The organism is Vibrio sp. J1-1, assembly GCF_021728395.1.
Classification (GTDB): domain Bacteria; phylum Pseudomonadota; class Gammaproteobacteria; order Enterobacterales; family Vibrionaceae; genus Vibrio.
Map to the genome: position 1 here is coordinate 406,797 of NZ_JAKKCM010000003.1, position 15,483 is coordinate 422,279.

Sequence of the window (15,483 nt, forward strand, 5' to 3'; positions counted from 1 at the left end):
TTTGTCTCTTTTTACTTGATAGGGATTCACGTATCCTAAGCCGCTCTGGAAATAAACAAAAGAACTTACCTGTGAAAGCTGAACAAAAACACACTCCGATGATGCAGCAATACCTCAAGCTAAAGGCTGAGAACCCTGATATTTTGCTGTTTTACCGCATGGGCGATTTCTACGAGCTCTTCTATGATGATGCTAAGCGTGCCTCTCAATTGCTTGATATCTCATTGACCAAGCGTGGTTCATCTGCAGGAGAGCCTATTCCTATGGCGGGTGTGCCATTTCATGCCGTAGAAGGCTATTTAGCCAAACTTGTTCAGCTTGGTGAGTCTGTCGCAATCTGTGAACAGATCGGTGATCCCGCGACCAGTAAAGGTCCCGTAGAGCGTAAAGTCGTACGCATTGTTACTCCGGGTACCGTCACCGATGAAGCCCTTCTGTCTGAGCGTCTCGATAACTTGATTGCGGCGATTTATCACCACAACGGTAAGTTTGGTTACGCGACTCTGGATGTCACTTCAGGCCGTTTTCAATTAACGGAACCTGAAACCGAAGAGGCGATGTCGGCTGAGCTGCAACGCACAGCCCCACGTGAGTTACTGTTTCCTGAAGATTTTGAACCCGTCCACTTAATGTCGAGCCGTAACGGTAACCGTCGTCGTCCGGTATGGGAATTTGAATTAGATACCGCGAAACAACAACTGAATCAGCAATTCGGTACCAAAGACTTGATTGGCTTTGGCGTAGAACACACGTCACTCGGATTATGTGCCGCCGGTTGTCTGATCCAATATGTAAAAGACACGCAACGTACCGCGCTACCACACATTCGTTCTTTAACGTTTGATCGCCAGGATCACTCCGTCATTTTGGATGCCGCAACACGTCGTAATCTCGAAATTACCCAAAACCTTGCTGGTGCGACAGACAATACGTTAGCTGCGGTATTGGATCACTGTGCAACCCCAATGGGGAGCCGTATGCTTAAGCGTTGGTTACATCAACCTATGCGTTGTATCGATACTCTAAATAACCGCCTTGATGCAATTGGTGAAATTAAAGATCAAGGCCTGTTTGCCGATCTTCAGCCAACTTTAAAACAGGTTGGTGATATTGAGCGAATTTTGGCGCGTCTTGCGTTACGCTCAGCACGTCCACGTGATATGGCTCGTCTGCGTCATGCTATGCAGCAACTCCCTGAACTGGAGAGTGTTACCACCTCACTGGCTCATCCATACCTAGTGAAACTGGCTCAGTTTGCTGCACCTATCGATGAAGTATGCGATTTGCTGGAGCGCGCAATTAAGGAAAACCCTCCAGTGGTGATCCGCGACGGCGGCGTTATCGCAGAGGGCTACAATGAAGAGCTGGATGAGTGGCGTAAACTCGCTGATGGTGCAACGGAATACTTAGAAAAACTTGAATTGGACGAACGTGAGCGTCATGGCATCGATACGCTTAAAGTGGGTTACAACAACGTTCATGGCTTTTATATTCAGGTTAGCCGTGGTCAAAGCCATTTAGTACCGCCACACTATGTGCGTCGCCAAACCCTTAAAAACGCAGAACGCTACATTATTCCTGAGCTGAAAGAGCACGAAGACAAAGTGCTTAACTCAAAGTCAAAGGCACTAGCGTTAGAAAAGCAGCTTTGGGAAGGGCTGTTTGATCTGCTGATGCCGAATCTTGAACAGCTACAGAATTTGGCTTCCGCAATTTCTCAGCTAGACGTCCTACAAAATTTAGCAGAACGCGCTGATTCACTTGATTACTGCCGTCCGAATTTAGTAAAAGATCCGGGTATCCAAATCCAATCGGGTCGCCACCCAGTCGTAGAACAAGTCACCAGTGATCCATTTATCGCAAACCCGATAGAACTTAATCCACAACGTAAAATGTTGATCATCACTGGTCCAAACATGGGTGGTAAATCGACATACATGCGTCAAACCGCGCTCATTGCTCTGATGGCTCACATCGGTTCATACGTGCCAGCAGAATCTGCTCAGATTGGTTCGTTAGATCGCATCTTCACTCGTATTGGCGCTTCTGATGACTTAGCTTCCGGACGATCAACCTTCATGGTTGAAATGACGGAAACGGCGAATATTTTGCACAACGCAACTAAGAACAGTTTAGTACTAATGGATGAAATTGGCCGAGGCACTAGCACCTATGATGGTCTGTCTTTGGCATGGGCAAGCGCAGAATGGCTGGCAACACAAATTGGGGCAATGACACTGTTTGCCACGCACTATTTTGAATTAACGGAACTACCAAGTCAGTTACCAAATTTGGCAAACGTCCACCTGGACGCCGTCGAGCATGGGGACAGCATTGCATTTATGCACGCGGTTCAAGAAGGTGCTGCAAGTAAATCATACGGTCTTGCCGTTGCTGGATTGGCTGGTGTCCCAAAAACCGTGATCAAAAATGCGCGCGCGAAGTTATCTCAGCTTGAGCAGTTAAGTCATGGTAATGACTCCCCTCGCCCGGGAGCCGTCGATGTGGCGAATCAGCTTAGCCTAATTCCTGAGCCAAGCGAAATCGAGCAAGCCTTATCAAACATCGATCCCGATGAGATGACACCTCGCCAGGCACTTGAAGAGCTGTATCGTCTGAAAAAAATGCTTTAGCAGTATTTGAATACCCTGCTTAAAACGCAAAAAGGCTATGGTTACCCATAGCCTTTTCTCTTTATGTATGTCGATTAGTCGTCTTCGACGTTAAACAAGTTCTCCATATTTAAGCCTTGTTTAATCAATACTTCGCGCAGACGACGTAGACCTTCCACTTGGATTTGGCGAACGCGTTCACGAGTGAGTCCGATTTCACGGCCTACTTCTTCCAGCGTTGAAGGTTCATAGCCTAATAAACCAAAACGACGAGCCAACACTTCTTTCTGTTTCGGGTTTAGCTCTTCAAGCCAATGGATCAGAGAAGACTTAATATCGTCATCTTGTGTAGAAACTTCAGGGTCAGAGTTGTTTCCATCTGGAATGATATCGAGTAGTGCTTTTTCACCATCACCACCAATTGGCGTGTCGACAGAACTGATACGCTCATTCAAGCGAAGCATTTTGCTGACATCTTCGACAGGTATATCGAGTTGCGCCGCAATCTCTTCGGCTGTTGGTTCATGATCGAGCTTCTGAGAAAGTTCACGTGCCGTACGCAAGTAAATGTTCAGCTCTTTCACAACGTGAATCGGAAGACGAATAGTACGAGTTTGATTCATCAACGCACGTTCGATCGTTTGTCGAATCCACCATGTTGCATACGTAGAGAAACGGAAGCCGCGCTCTGGATCAAATTTTTCAACTGCTCGGATCAAGCCTAGATTACCTTCTTCAATAAGGTCAAGAAGAGCTAAGCCACGGTTGCTATAACGGCGAGAGATCTTTACCACCAAACGTAAGTTACTTTCGATCATGCGCTTACGAGCAGCTTCGTCGCCACGTAACGCGCGTCGAGCATACAGCACTTCTTCTTCAGCAGTAAGTAGAGGTGAGAAGCCAATTTCACCTAGATACAATTGAGTTGCATCTAAGCTCTTGCTGCTTGCATCAAATTCTTCACGCGCAGCAGTTTTGCTTCCTGTGGATGATGATTTTCCGAGTCGATTGGCAACGGTCTTCACTGTCTCATCGTCGAATTCAAACTCTTCAACTTTGGTTACTGTGTTGCTGATACTCATAACGCCTCCCCTTGGCGAGTTAGCAAGACATGACAACTCAATATGTCGCTAAATGGTTTCGCAAGTTGTTTTTCAAAGTTTTACGGTAAATAGCGTTTTGGATTCACTGATTTACCTTGATAGCGAATTTCAAAGTGCAGCTTGACTGATTTTGAACCGGAACTACCCATGGTTGCGATTTTCTGTCCACTGTTCACACTCTGTCCTTCGGATACCAGCAGTTTGTCGTTATGGGCATATGCGCTTAGATAATTATCATTATGCTTCACTATAATTAGGTTGCCATAACCTCGTAGTGCATTGCCTGAATAAACAACTGTGCCGGCTGCGGTTGAAACAATTGGCTGACCACGCTGCCCTGCGATATCAATACCTTTATTTCCCTGTTCTCCCGCCGAAAAGTTCTTGATTACTCTCCCTTTTGTTGGCCACAACCACTTCGATACACTTGTGTTTTTAGTAGTCGTTGTTGACGTATTTTTCTTCACATTTTGGTTATCTTTTGAACCAACATACTCCTTTGTTTTGGATTGTTCAACCTTCTTCGGAGGCTGCTTTTGTAATACTTTAGGATTAGTTGGTTGCACTTTGGGAGTAGAGCTTTTACTTGAATCAACAGGCTTGGATGCTGTTGGTATTTTAGCCACTGGAACTGGAGGCTTTGCAACTATAGGCGCTACAACGGGTGCCACTTTTTGCCCGTATTTCGGAGCAATATATTTCGGAGCCCAAAGTTTTAGACGTTGACCTGGATAGATAGTGTAAGGTTGAGCAAGCTCATTGTAACGGACGAGATCATTTACATCCTTATCTGTGACATATGCTATGAAATAAAGTGTGTCTCCTTTCTTTACTTCGTAGTAACTCCCTCTATAACTCCCCCGCTCAACATTTGAGTAATCTTTTTTAAGGCTAGAAACAGGCGCTGGTGAGTGTGCCGCACAACCGAGAAGTCCTGCAGCTAACATAAAGCTAATACCAGTTCGACGTAATAACTTACTCACCTATCTTTAACCCTTATGCTAAATCACCCGCCACTAAAGGAACGAACCGTACCATCTCCACCACGGTAGAAAGGTACTCTTCTCCTTTACGCTCAATCTTCAATAGTTGTTGTTCCGTTTCACCAACAGGGATAACCATCCTACCACCATCTTTCAACTGCGCTAGAAGTGCTTGGGGAATGACTTCTGCAGCAGCGGTTACAATAATGGCATCAAATGGACCTTTAGTTTCCCAACCGAGCCACCCATCTCCATGTTTCGTCGATATGTTGTAGATATCAAGTTGCTTGAGGCGACGCTTGGCTTCCCACTGTAAAGACTTAATGCGTTCAACGGAGTACACACGCTCGACAAGTCGCGCCAAAACCGCAGTTTGATATCCCGAGCCAGTGCCAATTTCCAAAACGTTACTTGAAGGCTCGAGCTCTAATAACTCTGTCATACGCGCAACAATGTAAGGCTGAGAAATAGTTTGTCCCTGACCAATCGGTAACGCATTGTTGTCGTAGGCTTGGTGCATCATCGCTTGAGAAACGAACCGTTCTCTCGGCAGATGGTGTATCGCATCCAGAACACGTTGCTCTTTAATGCCACTGGCGACGAGATATTCAATCAACCGGTCAGCATGTGGGTTACTCATTACTTCTCTTCCTTCAACCAACTATCCATAGCACGCAGTGATTCATGAGCCGTAAGATCAACTTGCAGCGGGGTAATAGAGACCCGACCTCGCTCAATCGCATAAAAGTCAGTACCTTCACCTGCATCTTGCTCTTTGCCAGGAGGCCCTAACCAGTAAATATCATGACCTCGCGGATCTTTCTGCTTAATCATGTTCTCTGCGTGATGACGCGCACCCAGGCGGGTGACTTCGATTTGGCCCAGTTTTTCCAAGGGAAGATCAGGAACATTAACGTTCAACAAGCGGTTGGTTGGAATAGGCATAGCAAGGTGTTGTTGTACAAGTCTGCGTGCAATTTTTGCTGCAGACTCAAAATGGCGCTTTCCAACCAATGAAAATGCAACAGACTGAACACCGAGAAAGTGCCCTTCCATTGCTGCCGCGACAGTCCCTGAATAAAGGACATCATCACCTAAATTTGCACCATGATTGATACCAGTCAGAACAAGGTCAGGCAGGTCATCTTTCATTAACTCGTTTAAAGCAAAATGAACACAATCCGTCGGTGTTCCTTGTACAGAATAAGTGTTTGGTGCAATCTGTGTCACTCGAAGCGGCTGCTCTAAGGTCAGCGAGTTTGAAGCACCAGAACGGTTTCGGTCTGGCGCAACAATCGTCACTTCGGCAATGTCTCTCAATTCATCTGCAAGAGCATGAATTCCCTGAGCATAAACACCATCGTCATTACTAATCAGAATTCGCAAGGACTTAGCGTTTGGTGAATCTTGTTCCATTAGTACTCTCTTTCTACTTTTACCTCGTTGACTAACTCACGAACAATGGATGTAGCAAACGAGCCTGCATCTAATGAGAAAGTCAGCGTAATATTGTTACCTTCAACGCGCCAAGCAAGATCTTGTGGCTTTAGTGCAACATTACGGCGATCATGACGCATGCGATTACCACGGATAAGCGCCATCAAGTCAGGCTCTTCATCTAGGAACGGTTGCTCCAATGCCAAAGCATCGGCTTGGGTCGGTAATGCATTATCACCAGCAAGTGCAGCAGTAATAGCCGCGTCTCCGTCGATAAACTGAGCTTGCATCGCCGCTATATTGCTCGCATCAACCGTCACGTTACCTGCGGAGGTTTGTGCAACATCACCCTCGACAAACTTGTCGAACAGGCCCTGCTCTAAACGCTCAGAAACGATGCGGTTAAAAATCCATGATCGCGCCGCTGACAGGTACATACTGCGCTTATTTTGATTCCGTGTACGTACATTTTCACGTCCCCAACGACGGGCTTCTTCCAGGTTATTCCCATCGTTGCCAAAGCGCTGAGCACCAAAGTAGTTTGGTACGCCAACGTGCTTTATTTTTTCAAGACGACGCTCTACGTCCGCGATGTCTGTCACTTCAGACAACGTGACGACAAATCCGTTGCCAACCAAATCACCCGGGCGTAACTTTTTGTTGTGACGATCCGTTGCCAGAATTTCAATGTTTGGGTATTGCGCTAAGAACAAGGAAAAGTCCGGTGTCTCACCTTTTGGTAAATGAACGCTCAGCCATTGCTCTGTCACCGCATGGCGGTCTTTTAAGCCAGCCCAGCTCACATCCTTAGATTTCACACCACACGCTTTAGCTAACTCATTAGCAACAAAGCTGGTGTTCTCACCCGTTTTACGAATACGCACCATCAAATGCTCCCCTTCGCCAGTAAAGGCAAAGCCGAGATCTTCGCTCACCTGAAAGTGTTCTGGTTGCGCTTTGATTTTCGCTGATGCGACTGGTTTACCCGTTAGGTAAGCCAATGAAGATAAAATGTCTGACATGATTTAATTCCACTGCTCTTGCAGCATTAGGGAACAAGTTGATGATTATTGCTTAAACAAAAGAACAACGGCTTCTGTAGCGATACCTTCTTTACGTCCAGTAAAACCTAGGCGCTCTGTTGTCGTCGCTTTTACATTGATGTTGCTGATATCGGTTTCTAGATCTTGAGCAATTGCGGCACACATTGCTTCAATGTGCGGTGCCATTTTCGGTGCTTGCGCCATGATAGTAATATCGGCATTGCCTAATCGATATCCTTGTTCTTTTACACGGCGGTAGACATCTTTCAATAGCTCGCGACTGTCTGCGCCCTTCCACTTGTCATCAGTATCAGGAAAGTGCCGGCCAATATCACCAGCCGCTATTGCACCAAGCAACGCATCGCTCAACGCATGTAAAGCTACATCGCCATCTGAATGTGCGATAAGCCCTTGCTCATAAGGAACAGAGACTCCGCCAATAATAACTGGGCCTTCGCCACCAAATTTGTGTACGTCAAAACCGTGACCAATTCGAATCATTTTCTATCCTTAATTATTCGCCGCGCTCACGGCTTAAATAAAACTCAGCTAATGCGAGATCTTCTGGTTGAGTAATTTTTATATTGCTCGCATTGCCCTGAACTAAAGCGGGCGCTTCGCCCTTCCACTCCAAAGCGGAGGCTTCATCAGTGATGGCGATGCTTTGCTGTAAAGCGTCGCTCAGAGCATTTTTTAAGGGCTGAGTTTTAAACATTTGTGGGGTTAGTGCATGCCACAATGCTTCTCTGTCGACAGTATGATCAATATTTTGTACTGAGTTAGCACGTTTCATCGTATCTCTCACTGGTGAAGCAAGAATGCCACCAGTGGGATGTTCAATACACACATCAATCAAACGATCTATATCTGTTAACGTTACACACGGTCTTGCAGCGTCGTGAACCAGCACCCACTCACTGGCAAGTTGATTACTCACATAGTTTAGCCCTGAAAGAACAGAATCGGCTCTTTCTTTGCCTCCATCCACTCGTATAACATCCGGATGACTGGCAATAGATAATTCGGGGTAATAAGGATCACCTTCGGTAACCGCCACCACCACTTTAGCGATTTTAGAATGGGAGAGAAGCTTCTCTACCGTATGCTCTAACACCGCCTTTCCATCAATCAATAAATACTGTTTGGGGCGATCGGCTTTCATTCTGCTACCGACACCCGCTGCAGGTACAATAGCGATATGAGATGGGACAGTATCCAACATCTTACTGGTTTTCCTCACCAACAATTCGGTAGAAAGTTTCACCATCTCTGACTAAGCCAAGCTCATGGCGCGCTCTTTCTTCAATGGCATCAATGCCTTGTCTTAGATCATCAATTTCAGCAAACATTTCATTATTGCGAGCCTGTAGCTTGCTGTTAACTTGTTGCTGTACTTCGATTTCATCTTCTACTGCATAGTAATCAGACACCCCGTTCTTGCCGAACCATAGAGTGTATTGAAGTAAGCCAAACAGTAACGTAAGGGCTATTACAAAGATTCGCATATCGTTGCTAACATTCTGTACCGGAAGGAATTAGATAAGATGATATATATAGCATAAATGCGGGGTTGCCTCTAGGGCATTAAAGAAGACTCACAGACTCCTCACATGAAAGAGCGTGAAGAAAAGCTTTGGGAGAACGCTCACCTGGCACTTTTCTTTAAAACAAAAACGCCCCACCGGAGTGGAGCGTTCTACAAAGCTATTTAGCTAAACTAATTCAATTAAGAATTAAGCTTGGCCTTTAACTTCTTTAAGACCGTTGTAAGGTGCACGCTCACCTAGCGCTTCCTCGATACGGATAAGCTGGTTGTACTTAGCAACACGGTCAGAACGGCTCATAGAACCAGTCTTGATTTGACCTGCAGCAGTACCTACCGCTAGATCAGCGATAGTTGCATCTTCAGTTTCGCCAGAACGGTGAGAGATAACTGCAGTGTAACCTGCGTCTTTAGCCATCTTGATTGCAGCTAGAGTCTCAGTTAGAGAACCGATTTGGTTGAACTTGATAAGGATAGAGTTAGCTACGCCTTTCTCGATACCTTCAGCTAGGATCTTAGTGTTAGTAACAAATAGATCGTCACCTACTAGCTGAAGTTTGTTACCTAGAAGTTCAGTTTGGTGCTTGAAGCCATCCCAATCTGATTCATCAAGACCGTCTTCGATAGATACGATTGGGTATTGGTTAGCTAGATCTTGTAGGTAGAAGTTGAACTCTTCAGAAGTGAAGATTTTGCCTTCACCTTTCATGTTGTAGTTGCCAGCTTCTTTGTCGTAGAACTCAGATGCAGCACAGTCCATAGCTAGAGTAACGTCTTTACCTAGCTCGTAACCAGCAGCTTCTACAGCTTCTTTGATTGCAGCTAGTGCAGCAGCGTTTGATTCTAGGTTAGGAGCGAAACCACCTTCATCACCAACTGCAGTGCTTAGGCCTTTGCCTTTAAGAACTTTAGCTAGGTTGTGGAATACTTCAGCACCGATACGTAGAGCTTCTTTAAGAGTCTTAGCGCCAACTGGTTGGATCATGAACTCTTGGATGTCAACGTTGTTGTCTGCGTGCTCACCACCGTTGATGATGTTCATCATTGGTAGAGGCATTGAGAATTGACCTGGAGTGCCGTTTAGTTCAGCAATGTGCTCGTATAGAGGCATGCCTTTCGCTGCTGCTGCAGCTTTAGCGTTTGCTAGAGAAACAGCTAGGATAGCGTTAGCACCGAATTTAGATTTGTTTTCAGTACCATCTAGTTCGATCATTACTGCGTCGATTGCAGCTTGATCTTTAGCATCTTTGCCAACTAGAGCTTCAGCGATTGCGCCGTTTACAGCTTCAACTGCTTTAAGAACACCTTTACCTAGGAAACGTGCTTTGTCACCGTCACGTAGCTCAAGAGCTTCGCGAGAACCAGTAGATGCACCAGATGGAGCTGCTGCCATACCTACGAAACCGCCTTCTAGGTGAACTTCAGCTTCTACTGTTGGGTTACCACGTGAGTCGATGATTTCACGACCTAGAACTTTAACGATCTTAGACATTAATGTTTCCTCTCGTTTCAAATATAAATGTCAATTTTAAAGGGCGGCAGCACAACCTTCGCCGCCGCCCGTATCCTTTACTTACTTCTCGAACTCGCCGCGTGAGAATTGACCAGCGGCCTTAACGAAACCTGCAAACAATGGGTGACCATCGCGAGGCGTCGATGTAAATTCTGGGTGGAATTGAGCCGCAACGAACCATGGGTGTTCTGGGTTCTCAACCATCTCTACTAGCTTCTTGTCCGCAGACAGACCAGACACTTTCAGACCAGCTTTCTCGATTTGCGGACGAAGATTGTTATTTACTTCGTAACGGTGACGGTGACGTTCATGGATCGTCGCGCTACCGTATAGTTCGTAAGCTTTTGTCCCTTTCTGTAGGTGACATAGCTGTGAACCAAGACGCATAGTACCGCCAAGGTCAGACTTTTCAGTGCGTTCTTCAACGTTACCTGATTCGTCTACCCATTCTGTGATCAAACCTACCACAGGGTACTTCGTTTCTTTGTTAAATTCTGTTGAATGTGCACCTTCCATACCCGCAACGTTACGCGCGTATTCGATTAGGGCAACTTGCATACCAAGACAAATGCCTAGGTAAGGAACGTTGTTCTCACGTGCGTATTGAGCTGCACGGATTTTTCCTTCAACGCCACGATCACCGAAGCCACCAGGAACCAAGATTGCGTCAAGCCCTTCTAAAAGCTCAACACCACGGGTTTCAATATCTTGAGAGTCAACGTACTTGATGGTCACGTTTAGACGGTTCTTCAAGCCTGCGTGTTTAAGCGCTTCGTTTACAGATTTGTAAGCATCTGGTAGTTCGATGTATTTACCTACCATACCAATGGTCACTTCACCAGTTGGATTTGCTTCTTCGTAAATTACCTGTTCCCATTCAGACAGGTCAGCTTCTGGCGCTGTAATACCAAAGCGTGAGCATACAAGATCATCTAGACCTTGAGCTTTAATTAGTTGAGGGATCTTGTAGATAGAATCCACATCCTTCATTGAGATAACTGCTTTTTCTGGAACATTACAGAATAGAGCAATCTTCTTACGTTCGTTCGCTGGGATCATGCGATCGCTACGACAAACTAGAATATCTGGCTGGATACCGATAGATAGCAGCTCTTTTACAGAGTGCTGAGTCGGCTTAGTTTTCACTTCACCCGCAGCGGCTAGGTAAGGAACAAGCGTCAGGTGCATGAACATTGCGTTTTCACGGCCAACTTCGATCGCCAACTGACGAATTGCTTCCATAAACGGTAGCGATTCGATATCACCGACAGTGCCGCCAACTTCAACGATAGCCACATCGTGACCTTCAGAGCCAGCGATCACGCGATCTTTGATTGCGTTAGTGATATGAGGGATAACCTGAATGGTTGCGCCTAGGTAGTCACCACGACGTTCTTTACGAAGTACGTCGGCATAAACACGACCTGCAGTGAAGTTGTTACGCTTGGTCATTTTAGTGCGGATGAAACGCTCGTAGTGACCAAGGTCAAGGTCAGTCTCTGCGCCATCTTCCGTGACAAACACTTCACCGTGTTGGATCGGGCTCATAGTGCCTGGATCAACGTTGATGTAAGGGTCAAGCTTCATCATAGTCACTTTAAGACCACGAGCTTCTAGAATAGCCGCAAGAGATGCTGCTGCAATACCTTTACCTAGAGAGGATACAACCCCGCCAGTAACAAAAATGTAATTTGTCGTCATGTTTAACCTGAAATTGGTTGAATGAGGGAAATGGAGTGCTTCTGGACGGGAGATAAATATACCAGAAGCTCCTTACCGCCACAACGTGAAATCTATCACACTGCTATTTTTTATTTTTTGCTTCAAATCAAAGTGGACAAAGAGAAGACGGGTGCATATTTATCTTCTGAGTCAAACTTGTCTCAAAAACCGCTTCCTGCCATTTTACGCCCACTCTACTCTTCTTTTTTAACTTCATCCCAGAATTTATCAAGCTCAGCCAATGAACAATCTTTCAGTCCCCTGCCAGATTGTGCCACCTTCATCTCTACTTGTTTAAAGCGTCGCGCAAACTTTAAATTCGCTTTACCCAAAGCAACCTCGGGGTCTTTACCAAGATGTCGAGCCAAGTTAACCGTAGCAAAAAGCAAATCACCCAGCTCAAGCTCTACTTTCTCGTCGTCTGGGTCAACTTGAATCGCTTCTTCCATTACCTCATCAATTTCTTCCTGAACCTTTTCCACAACAGGCCCAAGTGAGTCCCAATCAAATCCGTATTTCGCACACTTTTTCTGAATTTTTGTAGCACGAGAAAGCGCCGGTAAAGAGTTTGGTATTGAGTCTAGAATACTTTCTTCTTGTTTGCCTACTTGTGCTTTTTCTTTCGCCTTTTCCGCTTCCCAATTCGCATTAATTTCAGCATCAGACTCAAATTCAACGTCAGAAAAAACGTGGGGATGACGACGAGTCAGTTTTTCGTTCACAGTTTCAACCACATCTGAAAAATCAAATAGATCCTGCTCTTTTGCCAATTGGCTGTAAAAAATCACCTGAAACAGCAAATCCCCCAGCTCTTCTTTCAGATTTGGCCAGTCTCGATTTTGAATCGCATCCACAACTTCATAGGTTTCTTCTATAGTGTGCGGAACAATGGTGTCAAAGCTCTGCTTCAAATCCCAAGGGCACCCTCCCTCCGGATCACGCAACTGCGCCATGATCGCTTCAAGCTGTTCAATTGGATGACTCATATACTTTTCCCTTAAACAAAGAGTTCCTTTAAACAAAAAGGCGAGCAGCATAACCACTCACCTCTAATTAATTCGCTTACGACACTGCGTAGCTTCTTTTAGTTCTCACCTTTCACTAAGTAATTGTTATTTTAACAAGGCAACAAGCTTTCGAGACTCCTGAGCATGGTTCACCATGTGATGGAGCGAGAAAGCGAAGTTAACGCAGTAAAAATGAAAAGTACGACGTGAAAGTTAGCCGAGACGTTTTACAGACATCACATCTCTGATCTGCTCCACACGTTTCGACACTCGAGAAAGCGCCTCGATATTGGTCACTTCGAGATCAAAGTCCATGATGGCAAGCTGACGACGGTAATCGACGCGACTCTTCATGCTGGTGACTTTGATTTTCTCATTCGCAAATAGAGTGGTGATGTCTTTCAGCAAACCACCACGCTCCATCGCCTCAACTCGAACGGTGAGAATGTACGAACCGACAAAACCACTGCCCCAGACGGTATCAATAATACGTTCTGGTGCGTGATGCCTTAGCTCTTCGAGCTGTTCACAGTCGCTACGGTGTACTGAAATGCCACGTCCTTGCGTAATATAACCACAGATATCATCACCTGGGATTGGCTGACAACAACGCGCAAGGTGCGTCATCAGGTTATCGACCCCTTCAACGACAACCGCATCTTTCTTTGGTCGACTTTGAGCGGGCGATTTGTGCTCCGCTTCTTGCAGCTTTTCGAGGGCCTGTTGGTCTTCTTCTTCTGCAGTCGGTTTGTTGACCAGCGCGTTGATATGATTGATGATCTGGTTGATACGTAAGTCACCACTTCCCACACCAACGTACAGCTCATCTGGCGTATTCACGTTGAATCGCTTCAGCGCGTAACGCTCAGCGTCTTTCATGGTCGCGCCAATTTTCACCAGTTCGTGCTCTAGGATTTCACGACCTGCCTCTAAGTTTTTCTCGCGACTTTGCTTGCGGAACCAAGCATTGATCTTGGCGCGAGCTCGACCAGAATGTACGAATCCTAATGAAGGATTTAGCCAGTCACGTGATGGATTTGGCTCTTTCGAGGTGATGATTTCAACCTGATCACCCATGTGCAGCTTATGGGTAAAAGGTACAATACGTCCGCCAACTTTGGCGCCAATACAGCGATGGCCTACTTCGGAGTGTATATGATAAGCAAAGTCGAGCGGAGTAGCGCCCATTGGTAAGTCGACAACATCACCACGAGGTGTAAAAGCATAAACACGGTCATCGAAAACTTGGCTTCGTAGCTCATCAAGCATTTCACCCGAATCGGACATCTCTTCTTGCCAATCCAGAAGCTTACGCAGCCAGGTGATCTTTTCATCGTACCCGCTACGTGCACTCGCGCCTTCTTTGTACTTCCAGTGCGCGGCGACACCAAGCTCCGATTCTTCATGCATTTGCTTGGTTCGGATCTGGATCTCGATGGTTTTCCCTTCAGGACCAAGAATTACGGTATGGATGGATTGATATCCGTTTGGCTTTGGGTTCGCTACGTAGTCATCGAACTCACTTGGTAAGTGCTTATATTTGGTGTGCACAACACCTAACGCGGCATAACAGTCTTGCAGTTTATCCGCGATAATACGCACCGCTCTGACGTCAAACAGTTCGTCAAACGCCAAGCTCTTCTTCTGCATTTTTCGCCAGATACTGTAGATGTGCTTTGGCCGGCCACTTACTTCAGCATTAATACCGGAGGCTCTCATTTCTTGAGTGAGGTCTTCCACAAAATCTTTGATGTATTGCTCACGAACAATACGGCGCTCAGAGAGCTGCTTAGCGATTTGTTTGTAGGTTTCTGGCTGCTGATAGCGGAATGCGTAGTCTTCGATTTCCCATTTGAGCTGACCGATACCAAGACGGTTCGCCAAAGGCGCATAAATATTGGCACACTCTTTTGCCGCAGCACAACGCACTTCATCCGGCGCTTTTTTAACTTCAATCAGGTTACAGATACGTTCTGCCAGCTTAATAACCACGCATCGGAAATCATCAACCATGGCAAGTAGCATGCGACGCACATTATCTACCTGAGACGAAGCAGAGCCCCCTTCCATGGTGACATTGAGTTGACCGATGGCGGCCATCTCTTCAACGCCATCTATCAGCTTTATGATTTCTTTACTGTATTTTTCTTCCAGCAGTTCTCTGTTGAAAGCACCACTTGAAACCAACGGGAACAGTTGTGCTGCCACTAAGGTAGCTTTATCCATAGACAAGGTGATCAGTATCTCGATCATTTCTCGTCCACGCCACAGCAATAGTTCCGCTTGCTCGTGATCCACCAAAATATTTTGGCAATCTCTGTAAACCTCAATTAAGCGGGATGCTGTGTTTTTCTCTTGCCCTAGGCTAGCTACCCATTGCTCGAGTTCAAACTGTTCGTTTTGATTTAAATGCGCGCTTCTTACCGCAACCATCTCATCGTCCTAATTATTATATTCGTGTGGTTTGACTAACACCGTCCAGATTAGTTCTTTAGTCAGCATGGGGCGCTGACTTTTGAC

The 15,483-nt window shown here is 45.9% G+C and carries 13 protein-coding genes; 1 reads left to right on the forward strand and 12 read right to left on the reverse strand.

All coding sequences use genetic code 11. The features are described from left to right. The first annotated feature begins 71 nt into the window (after window positions 1–71). A complete protein-coding gene (gene mutS, locus L3V31_RS06710) occupies window positions 72–2,633 on the forward strand; it encodes a DNA mismatch repair protein MutS (protein ID WP_237315329.1) in 2,562 nt (853 codons plus the stop codon). A 74-nt stretch (window positions 2,634–2,707) separates the two neighbouring features. Here the strand turns inward: mutS and rpoS are convergent, their stop codons facing one another. From rpoS to relA, 12 genes are all read right to left on the reverse strand, one after another. Beyond that, window positions 2,708–3,694 carry an RNA polymerase sigma factor RpoS gene (gene rpoS, locus L3V31_RS06715; RefSeq protein ID WP_237315330.1) on the reverse strand — a complete coding sequence of 329 codons (987 nt, stop codon included), beginning with the start codon at window positions 3,692–3,694 and terminating at the stop codon, window positions 2,708–2,710. Window positions 3,695–3,774: 80 nt separating this feature from the next. Then, entirely contained in the window at window positions 3,775–4,698 is a 924-nt protein-coding gene (nlpD, locus tag L3V31_RS06720; protein ID WP_237315331.1) for a murein hydrolase activator NlpD, read from the reverse strand. Between the two features lie 13 nt (window positions 4,699–4,711). After that, window positions 4,712–5,338: a protein-L-isoaspartate(D-aspartate) O-methyltransferase gene (locus tag L3V31_RS06725; RefSeq protein WP_237315332.1), complete on the reverse strand. Its 627-nt coding sequence runs from the start codon at window positions 5,336–5,338 to the stop codon at window positions 4,712–4,714. After that, window positions 5,338–6,084: a 5'/3'-nucleotidase SurE gene (gene surE / locus L3V31_RS06730; protein ID WP_237315403.1), complete on the reverse strand. Its 747-nt coding sequence runs from the start codon at window positions 6,082–6,084 to the stop codon at window positions 5,338–5,340. Before surE ends, L3V31_RS06725 begins: the two co-directional genes overlap by 1 nt. 29 nt (window positions 6,085–6,113) lie before the next feature. Then, window positions 6,114–7,157: a tRNA pseudouridine(13) synthase TruD gene (gene truD / locus L3V31_RS06735; RefSeq protein ID WP_237315333.1), complete on the reverse strand. Its 1,044-nt coding sequence runs from the start codon at window positions 7,155–7,157 to the stop codon at window positions 6,114–6,116. A gap of 45 nt (window positions 7,158–7,202) precedes the next feature. Continuing rightward, window positions 7,203–7,679 (reverse strand): 2-C-methyl-D-erythritol 2,4-cyclodiphosphate synthase, encoded by a 477-nt coding sequence (ispF, locus tag L3V31_RS06740; protein WP_237315334.1) that lies wholly within the window; start codon window positions 7,677–7,679, stop codon window positions 7,203–7,205. Between the two features lie 13 nt (window positions 7,680–7,692). Continuing rightward, a complete protein-coding gene (gene ispD, locus L3V31_RS06745) occupies window positions 7,693–8,400 on the reverse strand; it encodes a 2-C-methyl-D-erythritol 4-phosphate cytidylyltransferase (RefSeq protein WP_237315335.1) in 708 nt (235 codons plus the stop codon). Between the two features lies 1 nt (window position 8,401). Continuing rightward, entirely contained in the window at window positions 8,402–8,683 is a 282-nt protein-coding gene (ftsB, locus tag L3V31_RS06750; RefSeq protein WP_014232984.1) for a cell division protein FtsB, read from the reverse strand. 228 nt (window positions 8,684–8,911) lie between these two features. After that, complete coding sequence (gene eno, locus L3V31_RS06755; RefSeq protein ID WP_237315336.1) at window positions 8,912–10,213, reverse strand: phosphopyruvate hydratase; 1,302 nt, start codon at window positions 10,211–10,213, stop codon at window positions 8,912–8,914. A gap of 81 nt (window positions 10,214–10,294) precedes the next feature. Further along, a complete protein-coding gene (locus L3V31_RS06760) occupies window positions 10,295–11,935 on the reverse strand; it encodes a CTP synthase (protein ID WP_237315337.1) in 1,641 nt (546 codons plus the stop codon). Window positions 11,936–12,150: 215 nt separating this feature from the next. Then, window positions 12,151–12,942: a nucleoside triphosphate pyrophosphohydrolase gene (gene mazG / locus L3V31_RS06765; RefSeq protein WP_237315338.1), complete on the reverse strand. Its 792-nt coding sequence runs from the start codon at window positions 12,940–12,942 to the stop codon at window positions 12,151–12,153. Window positions 12,943–13,176: 234 nt separating this feature from the next. Further along, entirely contained in the window at window positions 13,177–15,396 is a 2,220-nt protein-coding gene (gene relA / locus L3V31_RS06770) for a GTP diphosphokinase (RefSeq protein ID WP_237315339.1), read from the reverse strand. Window positions 15,397–15,483 lie beyond the last annotated feature (87 nt).

Coding starts and splice junctions, on each gene's coding strand:
- rpoS (WP_237315330.1), bottom strand. CDS start 3,694: ATGAGTATCAGCAACACAGTAACCAAAGTTGAAGAGTTTGAATTCGAC.
- L3V31_RS06725 (WP_237315332.1), bottom strand. CDS start 5,338: ATGAGTAACCCACATGCTGACCGGTTGATTGAATATCTCGTCGCCAGT.
- truD (WP_237315333.1), bottom strand. CDS start 7,157: ATGTCAGACATTTTATCTTCATTGGCTTACCTAACGGGTAAACCAGTC.
- ispF (WP_237315334.1), bottom strand. CDS start 7,679: ATGATTCGAATTGGTCACGGTTTTGACGTACACAAATTTGGTGGCGAA.
- ispD (WP_237315335.1), bottom strand. CDS start 8,400: ATGTTGGATACTGTCCCATCTCATATCGCTATTGTACCTGCAGCGGGT.
- ftsB (WP_014232984.1), bottom strand. CDS start 8,683: ATGCGAATCTTTGTAATAGCCCTTACGTTACTGTTTGGCTTACTTCAA.
- eno (WP_237315336.1), bottom strand. CDS start 10,213: ATGTCTAAGATCGTTAAAGTTCTAGGTCGTGAAATCATCGACTCACGT.
- L3V31_RS06760 (WP_237315337.1), bottom strand. CDS start 11,935: ATGACGACAAATTACATTTTTGTTACTGGCGGGGTTGTATCCTCTCTA.
- mazG (WP_237315338.1), bottom strand. CDS start 12,942: ATGAGTCATCCAATTGAACAGCTTGAAGCGATCATGGCGCAGTTGCGT.
- relA (WP_237315339.1), bottom strand. CDS start 15,396: ATGGTTGCGGTAAGAAGCGCGCATTTAAATCAAAACGAACAGTTTGAA.